Raw genomic sequence first — 19,024 nt, 5'->3', positions numbered from 1 at the left:
ATTGCGGGTGGTATCGGCGGGTTCAGTGGATGATCCCGGTGCGCAGGGCGACGGCGACCATCCCGGCCCGGTCGCCGGTGCCCAGCTTGCGGGCGATCCGTGCGAGGTGGGACTTGACGGTCAGGGCGGACAGGCCCATCGAGACTCCGATGGCCTTGTTGGACTGGCCCTCCGCGACGAGGCGCAGGACCTCTACCTCGCGGCCGGAGAGCTCTCGGTAGCCGCCCGGGTGGCTCGGGGCACCCGGGGGGCGGCGGTGCATACGGGCCGCGGCGGCGCCGATGGGGGCGGCGCCGGGCCGGGACGGGAGCCCGATGTTGGTCCGGGTGCCGGTGACGACGTAGCCCTTCACTCCGCCCGCGAGGGCGTTGCGCACGGCGCCGATGTCGTCGGCGGCGGACAGGGCCAGGCCGTTCGGCCAACCGGCGGCGCGGGTCTCGGAGAGCAGGGTGAGACCGGAACCGTCGGGCAGGTGTACGTCGGCCACGCAGATGTCGCGCGGGCTGCCGACGCGGGGGCGGGCCTCCGCGATGGACGACGCCTCGATCACGTCACGTACTCCGAGGGCCCACAAATGGCGGGTCACGGTGGAACGCACGCGCGGGTCGGCCACGACGACCATGGCCGTCGGCTTGTTCGGGCGGTAGGCGACCAGGCTTGCGGGCTGCTCGAGAAGAACGGACACCTAGGCCTCCTGGGGGAGTGGCGGGACGGCCGGCTCGGGGAAGGAAGCCGGTGCGAACCGTGCGGATGGTCACTGACTCCTTCGGCACGTCACCCGCCCGGCTTTAGGGAATGATCACGATTTGGTGAGTAACAATTCGGGCAATTCGGACGCACGATCGATCATAGGGTGATCAGAAGCCCGCAAGGGACGCCCCGTTCCGACACCCCGCTCGGGGTTTCAGCGCCTGATCAGGGGTGCCGTCAGTTCCGTCCGGCCGCTCCGCGGCCCCTCTCCGGGCCTCGGCCCGAAGGTCCCCGCCCCGCGCGTTCACGGCCGGACAGGGCTGGTGGGAGGCCGCGCGGCGGCCTCCGGCGTGCTATCCCTGCGGATGGTGCGGGCCCCGCCGCTGGGGCAGCGACACCACACCCGTCGCCGTCTCCGTCGGCCCGACCGGAGGCAGTCCCGCGATCTGGCACAGCAGTTCGCACCACGCCGCCAGGTGTGCGGAGGTGTCAGGCACCCCGCCCACCCCCTCGCGCGGCGTCCACGAGGCCCTGATCTCGATCTGGGTCGCCGGCCGGCGCTCGCCCAGCCCGCCGAAGTAGTGCGAGGCGGCCATGGTCACGGTCCCGCTCGGCTCCCCGTACGTCAGCCCGCGGGCGTCGAGCGCCCCCGTCAGCCAGGACCAGCACACCTCCGGGAGCAGCGGGTCCACCGCCATCTCCTGCTCCAGTTCCGCCCGTACGAGCGTCACCAGCCGGAAGGTGCCCTGCCAGGCGTCGTGGCCGGCCGGGTCGTGCAGGAGGATGAGCCGGCCGTCGGCCAGGTCCTCGTCCCCGTCCACGACCGCCGCCTCCAGCGCGTAGGCGTGCGGGGCCAGTCTCTGCGGCGGCTTGGTGGGGTCGATCTCGATCCCCTGCCGCAGCCTCGCCTTCTTCAAGCCGTCGACCGCCCGCCGGAACGGGAGCGGGACGGAGCTCTCCTTCGCGCTGTCCACACCGTCAGCGCCATCTGAAAATCGTCCCTGAGCCGCAGCCATGCGGGGAAGACTAGGCGGAACGAGCGGCCGTACGGCGCAGGGACACCCGCGCCGGGCCGGGCACTTCTTCATACGTGCGAAGATTTGAGTCGTGAGCGCCAACACCCGCCCCACGGGCACGCCGAGCCAGACGTACGATTCCGCCTTCCTCAAGGCGTGCCGGCGGGAGCCGGTGCCGCACACCCCGGTGTGGTTCATGCGCCAGGCGGGTCGCTCCCTCCCCGAGTACCGCAAGCTGCGCGAGGGCACGCAGATGCTGGAATCCTGCATGCGGCCCGACCTGGTCACGGAGATCACGCTGCAGCCGGTCCGCCGCCACAACGTGGACGCGGCGATCTTCTTCTCCGACATCGTGGTCCCGCTGAAGGCCATCGGCATCGACCTGGACATCAAACCGGGCATCGGCCCGGTCGTCGCCCAGCCGATCCGCCGCCGCGAGGACCTCGCACAGTTGCGCGACCTCACCCCTGAGGACGTCTCGTACGTCACCGAGGCGATCGGCATGCTCACGGGTGAACTGGGCTCCACGCCGTTGATCGGTTTCGCCGGCGCGCCCTTCACCCTCGCGAGCTACCTCGTCGAGGGCGGCCCGTCCAAGAACCACGAGCACACCAAGGCCCTCATGTACGGGGACCCGGAGCTGTGGGCCGACCTGCTGGACCGCCTCGCCGAGATCACCTCGGCCTTCCTCAAGGTCCAGATCGAGGCGGGCGTCTCCGCCGTCCAGCTCTTCGACTCCTGGGTCGGCGCCCTCGCCCCGGCGGACTACCGCCGGTCGGTGATGCCCGCTTCGGCGAAGGTCCTGGAGTCCGTCGCCTCGTACGGGGTCCCGCGCATCCACTTCGGCGTGGGCACGGGCGAGCTCCTCGGCCTCATGGGCGAGGCCGGCGCGGACGTCATGGGCGTCGACTACCGGGTCCCGCTCAGCGAGGCCGTCAAGCGGGTCGGCCCCGGCAAGGCGCTCCAGGGCAACCTGGACCCGGCCGTGCTCTTCTCCACGGAGGAGGCCGTACGGACGAAGACCGACGAGGTCCTCACCGCGGCGGCCGGCCTGGAGGGCCACATCTTCAACCTGGGCCACGGCGTCCTCCCGACGACGGACCCGGACGCCCTGACCCGCCTGGTCGACTACGTCCACACGCGGACGGCCGTCTAGACACCCCCCGGGCGGCCCGGACCCGGCCGCCCGGGCCGCCGGGTCCGGGCGCGGCCCGGCGGGCGCTCCCTATCCGGCCCCCCGCACCGCGGAGACGGCCTTGCGGGCCGCCACCAGGATCGGGTCCCACACGGGGGAGAACGGCGGCGCGTAGCCCAGGTCCAGGGACACCACCTGGTCCACCGTCATACCGGCCGTCAGAGCCACCGCCGCCACGTCCACCCGCTTCGCGGAACCCGCGCCCCCGACGATCTGGACGCCCAGCAGCCGCCCCGTCCGCCGCTCCGCCAGCATCTTCACCGTCATCTCGGCCGCCCCCGGGTAGTACCCCGCCGTGTTGGTCGAGGTGATCGTGGCCGTCACGAACCGCAGCCCCGCCTCCAGCGCGTCCCGCTCCCGCAGCCCCGTACGCGCGATCTCCAGGTCGCAGACCTTGCTCACGGCCGTACCCACCACGCCCGGGAACGTCGCGTAGCCGCCTCCCACGCCCGAGCCGATGACCTGGCCGTGCTTGTTGGCGTGCGTACCCAGCGGGATGTGCCGCATGCGGCCCGCCACGAGGTCCCAGACCTCCACGCAGTCGCCGCCCGCCCACACGTTCTCGTGCCCGCGCACCCGCATCGACAGATCCGTCAGCAGGCCGCCCGACCCGCCCAGCGGCAGTCCCGCCGCGCGCGCCAGCGCCGTGCGCGGCTCGACGCCGATGCCGAGGACGACGACGTCCGCGGGGTACCGGTCACCCGACGCCGCCGCGACCGCGTACACCCGGCCCTCCTCGTCGTGCAGGATCTCCGTCACCTCGGCGCCGGCCACCGTACGGATCCCCATGCCGTTCATCGCACGGTGCACCAGGGCGCCCATGTCCGGGTCCAGCGTGGACATGGGCTGCTCGCCCCGGTGCAGCACGGTGACCTCGAAGCCCCGGTTGACCAGTGCCTCCGCCATCTCCACGCCGATGTAGCCCGCGCCGACCACGACCGCCCGGCGGCTGCGCGTCCGCTCCGGACCCTCCTCGCGGTCCAAGGCGGCCACCAGGCGCTGCCCGTCGTCCAGGGTCTGCACGCCGTGCACCCCGTGAGCCCCTATACCGGGCAGCCTCGGGCGGACCGGGCGGGCGCCGGTGGCCAGGACGAGCTTGTCGTAGCCCGTCCAGGACTCGGCGCCCGATTCGAGGTCCCGGGCGCGCACCCGCTGCCCCTGGAGGTCCAGCTCCACGACCTCCGTCCGCATCCGCAGGTCGATGTCCCGGGCACGGTGCTCGTCGGGCGTCCGGGCGATCAGCTCGTCCGGGCCGCCGACCAGGCCGCCGATCCAGTACGGGATCCCGCACGCGGAATAGGAGGTGAAGTGCCCGCGCTCGAAGGCGGTGACCGCCAGCTCCGCCGGCCCCTTGAGCCGGCGGGCCTGTGACGCGGCGGACATGCCCGCCGCGTCACCGCCGACCACCACCAGCCGTTCCCTGGAACTCCCCATCGCCCGTACCGTCCTTCCCCGCCGCCGATGCCTGCGGGCCCACGCTACGTGCGGACGGGTGGTCAGTCCCGCACGTCAGCCCGGGGGCTCGCCGGATCCGCCGCGTCCGCGGCATCCGTCGGCTTCGCCGCAGGGCCTGCCGGGGGCGTCCCGCGCACCGGCCCGGTCCGCGCCGCGGCCCGCTGCGACGGCAGGCCCGTCTTCGGCTTCGCCGGCCGCCACGTGCGGTACCGCCGGTAGCCGAGCAGCAGCGCCGCGCCCGTCAACAGGAAGGGGGAGGCCGCGGCGATCGCCATCAGCAGGAACCGCACCAGCGAGGCGAAGACGTTCCAGCCGCCGGCCAGGGCGTCGAGGAAGCCGGGCTCCGCCTTCTCCTCCGGCTCCCGCGCCGGCTTCGCCGGCTCGGAGAACGTCAGCGTGATCGTGCCGAGCGAGGTCTGGTCCTTCAGCGCCGTCTGCTGCGCGAGCAGCGACTCCAGATCGGACTGGCGCTTGCTGAGCTCGCCCTCCAGCATGACCACGTCGCCCAGACCCGAGGCCTTCTCCATCATCTCGCGCACCCGCGCCACGCTCGCCTGCTGCGACGTGACCCGGCTGTCGACGTCCGCGACCTTCTGCGTCACGTCCTGCGCCTCGACCTTGCGGTCGAGCAGTTTCCCGCTGCCCTCCATCGCGGCCAGCACCGCGTCGAAGCGCTCGCCCGGCACCCGCAGGGTCACCGTCGAGGTCATCGCCCCGTCGGAGCCGCGCTTGGTCGTCTCGTTGCCGACGTAGCCGCCCGCCTTCTCCGCCGCCGTCCGGGCCCCGGCCGTCGCCTTCTGGGCGTCCTCCGTCTCCACGCCCAGCGTCGCCGTGCGGATGACCTGCGTGCGCACGGGGGCCTGCGGCTGGTTCTTGTCCGAGGGCGGCGCGGGTGCGCCCGACGCGGCCGGAGCCGCCGCCGCGCCCTTCCCGGCGGCCTCCTGCTGCCGGGGAGCCGCCCCCTCCGCCGCCGTGTCCGCCGCCTTGTCGCCGCCACCGCCGGCGCAGCCGGTGAGCGCGAGCGCCCCCGTCAGGGAGATCGCTGCCAGGGCCGTCGCGGTACGCCGTCCGAACCGGCCCGACCTTCTGTGCTGGGTGTGCATCGCCAGGTACCCCCGAGGAATCGCCGGATGCGCGGACCGACCGCCGCGCTGGTGTCGACGTTGTGACGTACGGGCTCCCGCCGCGGGTTTCGTACGCGCGGTCCCGAGGTGATCCCGAAGCGGTCACGGTCAGGCCTCGGTGATCGCCCGGTGAGCGGTCTGAGACGATGTGTCCATGCACGAAGCGGACATGCGTACGGACGGGTCGGCCCCCGCCGGTCACGTCGTCGTCATCGGCGGCGGTATCGCCGGACTCGCCGCGGCCCACCGGCTGCTCCGCGACGGCGTCCGCGTCACCCTCCTGGAGGCCGGACCGCGCCTCGGCGGCAAGCTGTTCGCGGGCGAGCTGGCCGGGCTGCGCGTGGACCTCGGCGCCGAATCCGTGCTCGCCCGACGTCCCGAAGCCCTCGAACTGGCCCGTGCCGTTGGCCTCGGCGACGCCCTGCAGCCGCCCGCCACCGCGACCGCCCACCTGTGGACCCGCGGCGAGCTGCGGCCCATGCCGCGCGGCCACGTCATGGGCGTCCCCGGTGACCTGGCCCCGCTCGCCGCCTCCGGAGTGCTCTCCGCCGAGGGCCTGGCCCGGATCGGTGCCGAAACCGCGCTGGCGCCCGCCGAGATCGGCGAGGACGTGGCCGTCGGCGAGTACGTCGCGGCCCGCCTCGGCCACGAGGTCGTCGACCGGCTCGTGGAACCCCTGCTCGGCGGGGTCTACGCCGGCAACGCCTACCGCATCTCGATGCGGGCCGCCGTCCCCCAGCTCTTCGAAGCCGCCCGCACGCACGCCTCGCTGGGCGAGGGCGTACGCGAACTGCAGCGCCGGGCTGCCGCGACCGCGCAGGCCGGCCCCGTCTTCACCGGCATCGACGGCGGCATCGGGCGGCTCCCGCTCGCCGTCGCCGAGGCCTGCCGGGCAGCCGGAGCCCGCCTCCTCACCGACACCCCGGCGCGCGAGCTGACCCGTACGGCCACCGGCTGGCGCGTGGTCGCCGCAACCCCCGACGGCCCGGAGGCCATCGACGCCGACGGTGTGGTCCTGGCCACCCCGGCCGGGCCCGCCGCCCGCCTGCTGGACGGGTCCGCGCCCGCGGCGGCCGCCGAACTGCGCGGCGTCGAGTACGCCTCCATGGCCCTGGTCACGATGGCCTTCCGGCGCTGCGACCTGCCGGCCCCGATCACCGAGGGCGGCGCGAGCGGCTTCCTCGTACCGCCCGTGGACGGCCGCACGATCAAGGCGTCGACCTTCTCCAGCAACAAGTGGGCCTGGGCCGGGGCGGATCCGGAGCTGTTCCTGCTGCGCACGTCCGTCGGCCGGCACGGCGACGAGGTCGACCTCGGCCGCTCCGACGAGGAGCTCGTCGACGTCTCCCGCGCCGACCTCGGCGAGGCCGTGGGCCTCGCCGCGGCCGCCCGCCCGGTCGCCTCCACCGTCACGCGCTGGGACGGCGGCCTGCCCCAGTACCCCGTCGGCCACCTCGGCCGGGTGGCGCGCATCCGTGCCGCCGTGGCGGCCCTCCCGGGACTCGCGGTGTGCGGCGCGCTGTACGACGGGGTCGGGATCCCGGCCTGCATCGCGAGCGCCCGCGAGGCGGCGGACGTGGTGATCGCCACGTTGGGCACCCGTGGGGCACCCCTGGCACCGACCACTGATCAGCGCACGGGACAATAGACACATGACTGCACCAGAGAAGATTCCCAACGCGGGGAAGAAGGCGAAGGACCTCAACGAGGTCATCCGCTACACCCTGTGGTCCGTCTTCAAGCTGAAGGACGTCCTGCCCGAGAACCGCGCCGGCTTCGCCGACGAGGTCCAGGAACTGTTCGACCAGCTGGCCGCCAAGGACATCACCGTCCGAGGCACCTATGACGTCTCCGGCCTGCGCGCCGACGCGGACATCATGATCTGGTGGCACGCGGAGACCTCCGACGAGCTGCAGAGCGCCTACAACCTGTTCCGCCGCACCAAGCTGGGCCGCGCCCTGGAGCCGGTCTGGTCGAACATGGCCCTGCACCGTCCGGCCGAGTTCAACAAGTCGCACATCCCGGCCTTCCTGGCCGACGAGACTCCGCGCGACTACGTCAGCGTCTACCCCTTCGTGCGCAGTTACGACTGGTACCTGCTGCCCGACGAGGACCGTCGGCGCATGCTCAAGGACCACGGCATGATGGCCCGCGGCTACCCCGACGTGCGCGCCAACACCGTCGCCTCCTTCTCGCTCGGCGACTACGAGTGGCTGCTGGCCTTCGAGGCCGACGAGCTGTACCGCATCGTCGACCTCATGCGCCACCTGCGCGCTTCCGAGGCCCGCATGCACGTCCGCGAAGAGGTGCCCTTCTACACCGGGCGCCGCAAGTCCGTCGCCGATCTGGTGGCCGGGCTCGCCTGAGACCTCCCCTGGGGGGAAGGACCGGAGGACCGCTGACCCGCGGCCTCCGGTGGATCGGGAGGCCCTGCCCCCGAATCGACGCAGCCGGAGATCCCGCCCGGAAGTTCAGACGACTGGCGGCAGCAGTGCCCTGGGGTGCCCCGGGGCCGTCGCTGCCCGGTCGTCCAGCGACACCGGTGCGGGCTCCGGATGCGGCGCACAGACGACATGCCGGCCGGGGGTCTCACCCGTCAGCAAGTACCGCTCCACGTGGGCGTCGACGCAGTCATTGCGTCCGCCGGCCACCCCGTGGTTGCCGGCCCCTTCCTCGGTCACCAGCCCCGCCCGCGGCCCCAGCCGCCGCTGGAGCTCCAGGGCGCCCGGATACGGGGTCGCGCCGTCCCGCTCGGCCGCGACGATCAGCGTGCCGGGGAGCGCGCCGGCCACCCCGGAACCCACGTCCACCGGGCGCTGCCGCTCGTGCACCGGCCAGAAGGCGCAGGGCAGGTTCAGGAAGGCGTTGGCCCAGGTCTCGAAGGGGGCCGTGCGGGCCAGTTCGCCGTTGTCGCGGTCCCAGGTCTCCCAGTCGCCGGGCCACGGGGCGTCGTTGCACAGCGTCGCCGTGTAGACGGCCGCCGCGTTCTCGCCCTCGGCGGCCGTCGTCGGATCCGGGGCGGCGATCTCGACGAGCGGACCCGGATCGCCGCGAAGGAAGGCAGCCAGGGCGGCCGCGCGGCCCGGCCAGACCTCGTCGTAGTACGCGGCCCGCAGGTACGCGGAGTGCAACTGCCCGGTGCCGACCACCCCGCCCGCCGGTTCGCGGGCGAGTGCGGCGCGGACCCTCTCGTAGGCCGCCCGGACGGCGCCGGGAGTGTTGCCGAGCCCGTAGACGGAGTGGTGGCGGGCCACCCAGGCCCGGAAGTCGGCCCAGCGGCGTTCGAAACCGGCCGCCTGGGCGAGGTTGTCGCGGTACCAGACGTGCCGCGGATCGGGGTCGACGGCCGAGTCGAAGACCATCCGGCGGACGCGGCCCGGGTAGAGCGTGGCGTAGACGGCGCCCAGGTATGTGCCGTACGAGGCCCCCATGAAGCTCAGCTTCGGCTCGCCGAGCGCGGCGCGCAGCACGTGGAGGTCCCGGACGTTGTTCAGGGTCGTGTAGGAGGCGAGAGCGGCGCCGGACCGCCGCCCGCAGCCACGGGCGTAGTCCCGGGCCTCGGCGACGCGCCGTTGCTTGTACGCGGCGTCCGGCTCCACGGGCGGGGCCTGCGAGGGGGCGCCGGCGTACCGCGCCGGGTCCTCACAGGACAGCGGGGGCCCCGAGCGGCCGACTCCGCGCGGGGCGTAGCCGACGAGGTCGTAGGCGGCGGCGACGCGCCGCCACTCCGGCAGGCCGGCCACGAGCGGGAAGAACATCCCGTTCCCGCCGGGCCCGCCGGGGTTGTACACGAGCGCCCCCTGGCGCGCGGCCCCGCCCGCTCCGGAGGCGGCGACCCGGCTGACGGTGATCCCGACCTGCGTCCCGTGGGGCCGCGCGTAGTCGAGCGGAACCCGGAGCGTGGCACACCGCGCGTCCGGATCGAGCCCCTCGACGGCCGCACAGGGTCCGAAGTCCAGCCCGTAGCCCGCGATCCGGCTGCCCGGGACCGCCGTGGCGGCGGCCGCCGCGCGCCGGGCGGCGAGCTCGGCTCCGGCGGCCTCGGCGATCGCGGTGCCGACGGCCGCGGGGGCGGTGGGCAGGGCCCGTACGGCGGGCGGGGCTTGGGCGCCGGGCAGGGCCTGGGCGGCCGGCGGGGCGGGCAGTAACGCCAGGGAGCCGGTCAGCGCGAGGACCAGTGTGGCGCGGCGCGCGGGGATCGTCCTGTGCATGACGGACCCTCATCTCATCGGATGGTCCGATGAGATCCGGCGAGGGGCCTCCTGTACAGGACCGCCGGCCGGTGTCGCCGTCAATGCCCCCGCTGCCGGGGGATCAGCCCCCGCCTGCCGTAGGCGAGCGCCGCCCGCACCTCGCGGTCCTCGACCGCACGCGGCCCCCGCAGGGCTTCCGAAGCGTGAGCGGGTCGTGACGGACCCGTGATGGGGGGTCAGGAACTGCTGCCGCAGCTGGAACTGGACGAACTGCCGCAACTCGAACCGCTGGAGCAGCTCGAACCGCTGCTGCCGGACGACCCGCAGCTGCTTCCGGACGACCCGCAGCCCGACCCCGAGGACCCGCCGCAGCTCGACCCCGATCCGCAGCCCGACCCGCCTGATCCGCCCGAGCCGCCGCCGTCGGATCCCGCGCACCAGACGACCGGGAGCAGCTCGGCCCCGGTCCCCCAGGAGGCCTGCGAGCCGCTGGAGCCCGTACGGGACTGGGCCGCCGCCAGCCGGGTCCCGCGGGCCGCCGGAACCAGCTGTTCGCGCAGGTACGGATCCCGCAGCCCGGCCAGCCCGAACAGCGAGGTCTGGACGTACGGGCTCTGGTCGGCCCGGTAGTGGGCGCGGATGTCGCGCAGGGCGGCCGTCCCCGCCGGCGTGATCCGCTGCCGGGCGCGCGCGGCGCCGGCGATGCCCATGACGATTCCGCCCAGCAGGACGGGAAACACCTCGATGACGAACGGCACCCGCACGGAGCCGTCCCCGAGCGCGAAGGCGACGAAGGAGAGCGGGATCGACAGGGCCAGCACCACCCCGCAGACCACCGCCTGGGCCACCCCCCAGCGCAGCCGGCCGTGCCGGCTGCCGGGCGCCGCGATCAGTCCGCGGGCGGCCAGCGCGTCGCCGGTCTCCTGGACGGCCGGATCCCGCATGGCGCAGTAGCGGATCTGGTAGAGCCAGCCGGACGGCGCGCCCTGGTGGGCCTGGAGCACGGCCCGCTCGGCGGGATCCGCCGCCCGCACCCCGGGCCGCAGCTGGACGATGCCCGGTCCGCCGACCACCATCCGGCCGTCGCAGAGCAGTGCGACGAGCGCGGCGTCCACCACGGCGCCGGGCCCGCCCGCCATGAAGGCGGCCTCGGACAGGTCGTGCAGCCGCGGGGCGGGGCCGAGGGTGGAGGGCTGCGAGCGCCGCAGGGCGCGCAGGAGGCGGACGGTGGAGACGATGACGCCGATCCAGACGGCGACGGCGAGGAAGTCGAAGAAGGTCATGCCGCTCTCCCCACCAGCGCACGGGCCCAGCGCACGACGCGGCGCGGCGGCCGCACCCCGGCCCGGTCCTGCCACCAGAGCGTGAGCCGGCGGCGGGCGGCGGGATCGGCGGGCAGGTCCCGGATCAGCAGGTGTTCGGCGAAGTCCAGCGCGTCACGCCGGTAGCCCGAGGCCATGGGCCGCTGCCGGGCGTAGCCGAGGAAGGCCTCGCGGTACGGCTTCTCCCCGCCCAGGATCGCCGGGAGTTCGGGGGCCAGCCGGGCGACGACCCCGGCCCGCTTGGCCGCGAGCGCCCGGGCCTGCACCCGGACGCGCTGCCGGTCGAACCCCTCGGGCACGGGCGTACCGGCCACCAGCGCCGACAGCAGCGCGGCCTGCCCGAGCCCGACCCGCGTCCGGGCCTTCTCGCTCCCTTCGACACCGTCCGGTCCCGCCGCACCTGCGGCGCCCGGGGCACGCGTCCGGGTCGAGCCCGGAGAACGACGGGGGGCCGGTCCGGCGGCGGGCGCGGCGGGGCCGGCGAGAACGCCCCGGATCGCGGTCAGCTCGCCGGCCAGCTCCGCCTCCGGCGGGAAGTCGTCGTCCCGCTCCAGCAGCACCCCGGGCGGATCCACCCGGGCCCGGAGTTCCGCGAGGACGTCCAGCACCACCCCCGGCACGGGATGGGCGTGCGTGTCGTGCCACACCCCGTCCCGCTCCACACCTCCGGCGACGTGCACGTACGCCAGAGCCTCCAGCGGGATCCCGTCCAGTACGGCGGCCGGGTCCTCCCCCCGGTTCACGCGGTTGGTGTGCAGGTTGGCCACGTCGATCAGCAGTCGCACGCCCGTACGCTCCACCAGCTCCGTCAGGAACTGTCCCTCCGTGAGCTCCTCCCCGGGCCACGACAGCAGCGCGGCGATGTTCTCCAGCGCGAGCGGCACCGGCAGGGCGTCCTGCGCGATCCGCACGTTCTCGCACAGCACGTCGAGGGCGTCCCGGGTCCGCGCCACGGGCAGCAGGTGCCCGGCCTCCAGCGCCGGCGACGCCCCCAGCGCGCCGGCCCGTACGAAGGCGATGTGCTCGGTGACGATCGGCGCCCCCAGCGCCTGCGCCCGCTCGGCGAGCGCGGCCAGCTTCGCCGGGTCCGGCCGCTCCGCGCCGCCGAGTCCCAGCGAGACCCCGTGCGGCACGACGCGGACCCCGCGGTCGAGCAGCCGCAGCAGCGACTCCGGCAGATGGCCGGGGCAGATGTTCTCGGCCACCACCTCGACCCAGTCCAGCCCCGGCAGGCCCTCCACCGCTCGCGCGATCTCCGGCCGCCAGCCGATGCCCACCCCCAGGTGTGCCATGGGCTCCATGTCCCCTCGCCCCCGCTCGTCGTCCGTGTGTCGATGTCATGGCCCCGCCGGAGTCGGGCCAACCGCGCAGAGGGACGTTCAGAGCAACATTTGAGGTTCCCGGCCTCCGGGCAGCGGCCGGGAGCGGGGGCGGGTGGGGCGGGTGGGCCGGCGGGGCAGACCTAGAGCCGCGTGCGCAGGGCGGGGTGGTCCGCGACCACGGTGCACGAGCCCGGCGCGATCTCCGTGAACCCGGCGTCGCGCACCACGGGCAGCCCGCTCCCGGACAGCTCCGTCCACCGCTCGCGCGCGGCCGTCCGTACGGCCAGCAGGAAACCGGACTCCCGCCAGGCGGCGCGCTCCGCACCGGTCAGCTCCCACCAGGCCAGCTGCGCGGCGTGCCCGGCCTGGGCCATGGCCTTGCCGGCGGACATGTCCAGATCCGGGTTGAGCCACAGGACCGGCAGTCCGGCGCCGGCCGCGGCGACCGGCCGCGGGTCGTCCAGGTCGGTGCCCGACACCTGGAGCTTGGCCAGCTCCTTGGGCCAGCCGTCGAGCGGGACCGGCGGGAAGACCCGTACCTGCGCCACCTCACCCCGCACCGTGACGCCCGGCAGCGCTTCGGCCTTGCGCCACTCCGCCCCGCGCGCCCGGCGGACCACCTTGCGGATCCGCGCGTCCTGCCAGTCCCGCACGGCCTCGGCCCACTCGCCCCCGCCGGCCGACCGCTCGTCCGTCAGCAGCACCAGCACCGCGCGGGCCGCCGTCTCCAGGGCGTCCGTCCGCGCCGGCGGCCCGGCCTTCTCGATCCGCACCACCAGCGGCAGCACGAACTGCGGCGCCTCGTCGCGGGCGATCCGCTCCGGCCGGAACGGGCTGTCCGCCCCGACCGCGGGTACGTCGGTGTGCGCTTGCGTGTCCTCGGTGCTCATCCGGCCGATTCTGCCAGTCCGCGCCATCGGGGCGACCGCGCAGGGGTCCCGGCCGACCGGCGCCCCCGGGAGCGGTCGGCCGGGCTGAGTAGGCTGGTACCCATGGACCCGATCGAGCAGGACACCGGCTACTGCCCCGCCCCCGCGGCGCCCGCCGGGCGGGTGGCCGGGCCGCCGTACGCCGACTGCGTACAGTGCGGCGAGGCCACCGAGTACGGGACCGCGACACCGGGCGTGGTGCTGTGCCCGGTGTGCGAATGGCAGGAGGCCCAGCGCACCGCCTGCTCGGGCTGAGCCCGCGGCGCGGTCCGCCCCGTCGTCCGCCCGGCGCTCGCCCGCGCTGCTACTTCCCGACGAGCTCGGAGACCTTGACGAACCGGAAGCCGCGCTTGCGCAGCTCCGGGACGATCTTCCGGATGGCTTCCTCGGTGACCGGGGCGGCGCTGCGCGTGCAGTGCATGACGACGACCGATCCGGGTTTCACCCCGGCCAGGACCTGTTCGGCCACCGCGTCGGGATCCTTCGCGAAGGCGTCCCCGCTGACCACGTCCCACTGGACGGCCGTGACCTTGGCCGTGGAGATCGCCCGCAGCGCCCGGTCGTCGTAGCAGCCGCCGGGGAAGCGGAAGTAAGGGACGGTGTTGACCGCTCCCGCCTTGCGGAAGGACTCGAAGGCCCGGTCCACATCGGCTCGGGCGGCGGCCTCGTCGAGGGCCGGGAGCCCGTAGCAGGGGGAGGTGAAGGCGTGGTGGCTGTACGAGTGGTTCGCGATCTCGAAGTTCGGATCGGTGCCGATGGACTTGGCCTGGTCCGGGTACTCCTCGGCCCAGCGGCCGGTCATGAAGACCGTCGAGGGCACCTTGAGCGTGCGCAGCGTGGAGATCAGCTGCGGGTTGTCGAAGTGCTCCCCGTTCGCCGCGCGCGGCCCCTGGTCGGAGGTCATGTCGGCGTCGAAGGTCAGTGCCACGGTCTTGTCCGTCCGCTGCTTCGCCCGGTCGAAGACGGGGGTCAGGCCGTTCGGGCCGGGCGCGATCGTCGGAGCCTTGCCGGGTGCGCCGGCTTGGGGGGAGCCGGGCTGCGGGGTGGCGGAGGCGCCGGGGGCAGCGGAGGCGCCGGCCGCGTCGGGGGAGCCGCTCTGCCCGGTCGCCGGGGCGGGCGTGGAGGCCGGGGCTCCCATGCGCGCCCGGCCGCCGGTGTCCGGCGTACCGGCGCCGCCCCCGCAGGCGGTGAGGGCGGTGCTGAGAGCTGCCAGGGCCGCGACGGCGGCCGTTCTGCGCAGTGAGATGGTCACATGGGCAAAATATATGACTATGTGGCAAGTAGGCGTGCGCGGCACTCCTCGACGTCGAAGTCGGCCTCGGGGTACCGCGGCGCGAGGGCCTCCAAATGCTCCAGCAGCAGTTTGCTGATCGCCCAGTTGCGGTACCACTTGCGGTCCGCGGGGACGACGTACCAGGGCGCGGCGTCCGAGGAACAGCGCTCCAGGGCCAGCTCGTACGCCCGTTGGTACGCGGGCCACGCGGCGCGCTCCTCGATGTCGCCCGGGCTGAACTTCCAGTGCTTGTCCGGATTGTCGAGCCGCTCCAGGAGCCGCGCGCGCTGCTCCTCGTAGCTGATGTGGAGGAAGACCTTCACCACGCTCACGCCGTCGTCGGCGAGGGACTTCTCGAACCGGTTGATCTGCGCGTAGCGCCGGCCCAGCCGACTGCGCGGCACCAGGTCGCGGACGCGGGCGATGAGGACGTCCTCGTAGTGCGAACGGTCGAAGATGCCGATCTCGCCGGGCTGGGGGAGCGCCTTCGTGACGCGCCAGAGGAAGGGGTGGTTCCGCTCCTCGGCCGTAGGCGCCTTGAAGGCCTTGATCCGGCAGCCTGAGGGGTTGAACTGGCCGATCACGTGCTTGAGCGTGCCGCCCTTGCCGCTGGTGTCCATGCCCTGGAGGACGAGGAGGACGCGGCGGCGGTCGCCGGCGGTGCTGGCGGCGTAGAGCCGCTCCTGGAGGGAGGCGAGCCGCTCGGCCATCCCGGCGGTGGCCGCCACGCCGGCCGCCTTGCCGGCGGGACCGGCCGGGGTGGCACGGGGGTCGAGGCGGGCGAGGTCGACGTGCTCGCCGGCGGGGACGCGGAGCAACGGGCCCAGCGCGCCGGAACCCTGACCGGCCGCGGACTCGGCGGCCTTACGGCCCTTCCCGGCGGCGGCCTCCGCGGCCGTGCCGGCCTCTCCCGCCTTCTTGGCCTCGGCCGCCTTCTTCCCCGCCTTCGCGGGGGCCGCCGCCGCGGCGGCCTTGGTCGGTCCGGGCGACTCCGGGGCCTTCGTGGGCTTCGCCGCCCTGGCGGGCTTCGCGGTCCCGGCCGCCCCGGACGGCTTCGCGGCCCTGGCAGGCCCCGTGGGCCCCGTCGGCTTCGTGCTCTCCTTCTTGGCCACCGCTACCTACCTCGATCCCGTCGGTCCCCTTCGATCCTCCAACAGATCGGAGGGGACCGCGAGGTGTCGAAAGATCAGGCCGACCGGGCCGTAGGGCGGGGCGGGGCACCCTTCAGGTCACTGCCAGGGGCCCGTCACGGCGAAGGTGGTTCCGGGCGTGTAGGCGTTGACGTACATCGTGCGGGCGTCCGGTGAGAAGGTGACGCCCGCGAACTCGCCCCACTCCGGCGCCCCGGGCTTGCCGATGTCGTCGGCGTTGCGGGCCATCGGGTAGACCTCGCCGCCGCGGGTCACCCCGAAGACGTATTGCGCGCCGCCGCCGTCCTCGCACACCAGCAGGCCGCCGTCCGGGGCCAGGCAGATGTTGTCGGGGGAGTCGCCGGGAAGCCGGATGTCGGCGGCCGGGCCGAACAGCACGTCCAGACGGAGGCTCGCGTGCAGCGGGTCGTAGAACCAGACCTGGCCGTGGTGGTCGGCGGGGGAGCCCTCGGCGGTGCGTGAGTAGCTGGAGACGAAGTACACGCCGTCGCCGCCCCAGTAGCAGCCCTCCAGCTTCTGCGCGTGGGTGATCCCGCCGGGGCCGAAGTCCTGGAGCCGGATCGGGGTCCCGGCCGCCGACGGGTCCGGGACGGGCACCCACTCCACCGGGAACCGGGCCCCGGGCTCGTCCACCACTGCCAGGTTCGCCAGTCCGGGGACGCGTAGCGCCTCCAGCGTGCCGCCCGCGCGCAGGGAGCCGGGGCCGCCGAGCGGGCGGGCGGGCAGGAACCGGTAGAAGAGTCCGAAGGGTTCGACGAAGGCGTCCTCGGTCTCGTAGACCACCCCGAGGTACGGGTCGACGGCGACGGCCTCGTGTGCGAAGCGGCCCATCGCGGTGAGCGGGACCGCGCCGGAGCGGCGGGGGTCGGCGGGGTCGACTTCGAAGACGTAGCCGTGGTCGCGGGCGTAGCCGGCGGTGCCCGCCCGGTCCTCGGTCTCCTCGCAGGACAGCCATGTGTTCCAGGGAGTCCGGCCGCCCGCGCAGTTGACGGCCGTACCGGCGAGGGCGACGCGCTCGCCGGTGACGCGGCCCGCGGGGTCGAGGTCGAGGAGGGTGCAGCCGCCGAGAGCGTGCGGGTCGTAGGTGAGCCCCTCGACGGGCGGTACGCGCAGGGCCGCGGTGGTCCGGTTCTCGTGGTTGCGGACCAGCCGGACGCGGCCGCCTCCGGCGCCGAAGGCGGCCATGCCGTCGCAGTTGCCCGGAACGGTGCCCTCACCGGAGCGCAGCGGGTCGCCGGCCCGCGAGAGCACGCGGTACGCGAACCCGGCCGGGAGGTCCAGCAGCCCGGCGGGGTCGGCCACGAGCGGGCCGTAGCCGCGGGTGGCGGCGCCCGTCCTGGTGCCCGCCCCGGTGCCCGCCCCGGTGCCCGGCCCGGCGGCGGCGAAGAGCGCGCCGAGCGCGCCGGTGAAGGCGACGGAGCCGGCGGCGAGCAGGCTGCGCCTGCTGAGGGGCATCGGCGGCATCGGCAACTCCCGGGGGTGGGTCAGGACGTACGTCCGAGCCGTGGTACCACGGGCGCCCAGCCGGGCCCGGGCCGCCGCGCCGCCGCGCGCGCCCGGAGGGACGTACACCCCACCACCGGGTGCGGTCGCTCCCCGTGCGATCGTGCCCGACCGCGCCCGGAGCCTGTCGCCGAAGCGGCCCCTGGCCCGGCGCCGCTTCGACGACGGGCTCCAGGCGCCGGTCCCGGCCCCGCGGGAGCCCGGAGCGGCCGATACGGCCGCGCCGGGCATCCGGCGGGGATGCGGGAACGGTCAGGCCAGCTTCGCGCTGAGCGTGATCGTCGTGCCGGTCAGGGCCTGGCTGACCGGGCAGTTCTGCTTGGCGTCCTCGGCGGCGGCGACGAACGCGTCGTTGTCCAGGCCCGGCACCTCGCCCTCGACGGTGAGGTGGATCCCGGTGATGCCCTTGCCCGGGACGAAGGTGACGGCGGCCGAGGTGGTCAGCTTGGCCGGCGGGTTGCCCGCTTTGGCGAGGCCGTTGGAGAAGGCCATGTTGAAGCAGCTGGAGTGCGCGGCGGCGATGAGCTCCTCCGGGCTGGTCCGCCCGTTCGCCTCCTCGTCGGTCCGGGCGGGCCAGGAGACGGGGTAGCTGCCGAGGCCGGACGAGTCGAGCGTGACGACGCCCTTGCCTTCGAACAGGTCGCCTTCCCAGACGGCGTGTGCGTTGCGTGTGGCAGCCATGGTGGATCCCTTCGCAGAAGTGGAGACGGCCGGCCCGTGGAACGGGCCGACGCCTCCAAACCTACTGGGACACCAGGGGCTTCGCGTCGCGTGCCAGCGCGGTGAGCCGCGAGATGGCCCGGAAGTACTTCTTGCGGTAGCCGCCGTTCAGCATCTCTTCACTGAAGAGCTTGTCGAAGGGCACCCCGGAGGCCAGTACCGGTATCTCGCGGTCGTACAGGCGGTCCGCGAGGACGACCAGGCGCAGTGCGGTCGACTGGTCGGGGACCGGGCCGACGTCGGTGAGGCACACGGCCGCTATGCCGTCGGTCAGGGCCCCGTAGCGGCTGGGGTGGACCCGGGCGAGGTGCTCGAGCAGGCCGGGGAAGTCGTCGAGGCTGGCGCCGGGGGTCGCGTAGGCGGCCTTGGTCACCTGCTCGTCCGTGAAGGGGGACGGGGCCTCGGGGAGCCCGCGGTGGCGGTAGTCCTGGCCGTCGATGCGCAGCGGCCTGAAGTGCGCGGAGAGGCCCTGGATTTCCCGGAGGAAGTCGGCGGCGGCGAAACGGCCCTCACCGAGCTTGCCGGGCAGGGTGTTGGAGGTGGCGGCCAGTGCCACGCCCTGCTCGACCAGGCGGCGCAGGAGCGAGGACACCAGCACGGTGTCGCCCGGGTCGTCGAGCTCGAATTCGTCGATGCACAGGAGGCGGTGTCCGCCCAGGGTCTGCACGGTCTGCTGGAAGCCGAGCGCGCCGACGAGGTTGGTCAGCTCCACGAAGGTGCCGAAGGCCTTGAGCGCCGGCTCGGCCGGGGTGGCGTGCCAGAGCGAGGCGAGCAGGTGGGTCTTGCCGACACCGTATCCGCCGTCGAGGTAGATCCCCCGCGGGGCGGCGGGGGCGGTGTTCTTCGGGGTCCTCGCGAACCAGCGGCGCTTGCCGGCGCCACTGGCGTGGGCGCCGCCGAGGCCCGCGGCGAAGTCGGCGAGGACGGTGACGGCCTCGGACTGGCTCGGCTGGGCCGGGTCCGGTTCGTAGGTGTCGAAGCGCACCGAGTCGAAACGCGGGGGCGGCACCATCTCGGCCACGAGCCGCTCGGCGGGCACCCGCGGCTCGCGGGCGCAGAGGGCCTGGGGGCCCACGTCGGCTATCGGGGGCTGCCCGGAGGCTGACGCTGAGGGCGAGAGTGATGTTGACA

17 protein-coding genes are annotated in these 19,024 nt (G+C 74.4%); 4 read left to right on the top strand and 13 right to left on the bottom strand.

From position 1 onward, the window contains the following. Positions 1-22: 22 nt before the first annotated feature. Positions 23-685 (bottom strand): response regulator transcription factor, encoded by a 663-nt coding sequence (locus tag ACFWBY_RS16850; protein ID WP_069922445.1) that lies wholly within the window; start codon positions 683-685, stop codon positions 23-25. Between the two features lie 358 nt (positions 686-1,043). Further along, on the bottom strand, positions 1,044-1,706 hold the full coding sequence (locus ACFWBY_RS16845) for a DUF3000 domain-containing protein (protein WP_385332315.1): 663 nt from the start codon (positions 1,704-1,706) through the stop codon (positions 1,044-1,046). 91 nt (positions 1,707-1,797) lie between these two features. Between ACFWBY_RS16845 and hemE the strand changes: the two genes are divergently transcribed. Further along, positions 1,798-2,862: a uroporphyrinogen decarboxylase gene (gene hemE, locus ACFWBY_RS16840; protein WP_385332313.1), complete on the top strand. Its 1,065-nt coding sequence runs from the start codon at positions 1,798-1,800 to the stop codon at positions 2,860-2,862. 69 nt (positions 2,863-2,931) lie between these two features. On the opposite strand, the gene ACFWBY_RS16835 is transcribed toward hemE, so the two are convergent. Continuing rightward, entirely contained in the window at positions 2,932-4,335 is a 1,404-nt protein-coding gene (locus ACFWBY_RS16835; protein ID WP_385332311.1) for an FAD-dependent oxidoreductase, read from the bottom strand. Between the two features lie 62 nt (positions 4,336-4,397). Further along, a complete protein-coding gene (locus ACFWBY_RS16830; RefSeq protein ID WP_385332309.1) occupies positions 4,398-5,459 on the bottom strand; it encodes a DUF4349 domain-containing protein in 1,062 nt (353 codons plus the stop codon). 175 nt (positions 5,460-5,634) lie between these two features. Between ACFWBY_RS16830 and hemG the strand changes: the two genes are divergently transcribed. Together hemG and hemQ are read left to right on the top strand one after the other, a co-directional pair. Next, positions 5,635-7,128, top strand: a complete 1,494-nt coding sequence (gene hemG / locus ACFWBY_RS16825) for a protoporphyrinogen oxidase (protein WP_385332306.1) — start codon at positions 5,635-5,637, stop codon at positions 7,126-7,128. A gap of 4 nt (positions 7,129-7,132) precedes the next feature. Then, entirely contained in the window at positions 7,133-7,846 is a 714-nt protein-coding gene (gene hemQ, locus ACFWBY_RS16820; protein ID WP_112447295.1) for a hydrogen peroxide-dependent heme synthase, read from the top strand. Between the two features lie 105 nt (positions 7,847-7,951). On the opposite strand, the gene ACFWBY_RS16815 is transcribed toward hemQ, so the two are convergent. The 4 genes from ACFWBY_RS16815 to ACFWBY_RS16800 all read right to left on the bottom strand — a co-directional run bounded on the left by ACFWBY_RS16815 (position 7,952) and on the right by ACFWBY_RS16800 (position 13,207). After that, entirely contained in the window at positions 7,952-9,691 is a 1,740-nt protein-coding gene (locus ACFWBY_RS16815; RefSeq protein WP_385332303.1) for an alpha/beta hydrolase, read from the bottom strand. A 218-nt stretch (positions 9,692-9,909) separates the two neighbouring features. Further along, entirely contained in the window at positions 9,910-10,956 is a 1,047-nt protein-coding gene (locus tag ACFWBY_RS16810; RefSeq protein WP_385332301.1) for a TIGR04222 domain-containing membrane protein, read from the bottom strand. Then, positions 10,953-12,296 carry a DUF692 domain-containing protein gene (locus ACFWBY_RS16805; RefSeq protein ID WP_385332298.1) on the bottom strand — a complete coding sequence of 448 codons (1,344 nt, stop codon included), beginning with the start codon at positions 12,294-12,296 and terminating at the stop codon, positions 10,953-10,955. The genes ACFWBY_RS16810 and ACFWBY_RS16805 overlap by 4 nt, the downstream gene beginning before the upstream one ends. 161 nt (positions 12,297-12,457) lie before the next feature. Beyond that, the gene (locus ACFWBY_RS16800) at positions 12,458-13,207 is read right to left on the bottom strand and encodes an aminoacyl-tRNA hydrolase (protein WP_385332296.1); all 750 of its coding nucleotides are present in this window, start codon (positions 13,205-13,207) and stop codon (positions 12,458-12,460) included. Between the two features lie 102 nt (positions 13,208-13,309). Here ACFWBY_RS16800 and ACFWBY_RS16795 point away from each other — a divergent pair, with 102 nt between their 5' ends. After that, complete coding sequence (locus tag ACFWBY_RS16795) at positions 13,310-13,501, top strand: hypothetical protein (protein WP_385332293.1); 192 nt, start codon at positions 13,310-13,312, stop codon at positions 13,499-13,501. Between the two features lie 49 nt (positions 13,502-13,550). On the opposite strand, the gene ACFWBY_RS16790 is transcribed toward ACFWBY_RS16795, so the two are convergent. The 5 genes from ACFWBY_RS16790 to zapE all read right to left on the bottom strand — a co-directional run bounded on the left by ACFWBY_RS16790 (position 13,551) and on the right by zapE (position 18,977). After that, the gene (locus ACFWBY_RS16790) at positions 13,551-14,498 is read right to left on the bottom strand and encodes a polysaccharide deacetylase family protein (protein WP_385332291.1); all 948 of its coding nucleotides are present in this window, start codon (positions 14,496-14,498) and stop codon (positions 13,551-13,553) included. A 17-nt stretch (positions 14,499-14,515) separates the two neighbouring features. After that, entirely contained in the window at positions 14,516-15,346 is an 831-nt protein-coding gene (locus tag ACFWBY_RS16785; RefSeq protein ID WP_385332465.1) for a PPK2 family polyphosphate kinase, read from the bottom strand. Between the two features lie 402 nt (positions 15,347-15,748). Continuing rightward, on the bottom strand, positions 15,749-17,134 hold the full coding sequence (locus ACFWBY_RS16780) for an alkaline phosphatase PhoX (RefSeq protein WP_385332289.1): 1,386 nt from the start codon (positions 17,132-17,134) through the stop codon (positions 15,749-15,751). A 291-nt stretch (positions 17,135-17,425) separates the two neighbouring features. Beyond that, positions 17,426-17,854, bottom strand: coding sequence for an OsmC family protein (locus ACFWBY_RS16775; RefSeq protein ID WP_385332286.1), 429 nt, complete (start codon positions 17,852-17,854; stop codon positions 17,426-17,428). A gap of 61 nt (positions 17,855-17,915) precedes the next feature. Then, positions 17,916-18,977 carry a cell division protein ZapE gene (gene zapE / locus ACFWBY_RS16770; RefSeq protein WP_385332462.1) on the bottom strand — a complete coding sequence of 354 codons (1,062 nt, stop codon included), beginning with the start codon at positions 18,975-18,977 and terminating at the stop codon, positions 17,916-17,918. Positions 18,978-19,024: the final 47 nt, after the last annotated feature.

The organism is Streptomyces sp. NPDC060049, assembly GCF_042736715.1.
Taxonomy (GTDB): domain Bacteria; phylum Actinomycetota; class Actinomycetes; order Streptomycetales; family Streptomycetaceae; genus Streptomyces.
The sequence above is the reverse complement of the archived record's forward strand: the minus strand, read 5'-3'. Positions and strand labels throughout refer to the sequence as shown.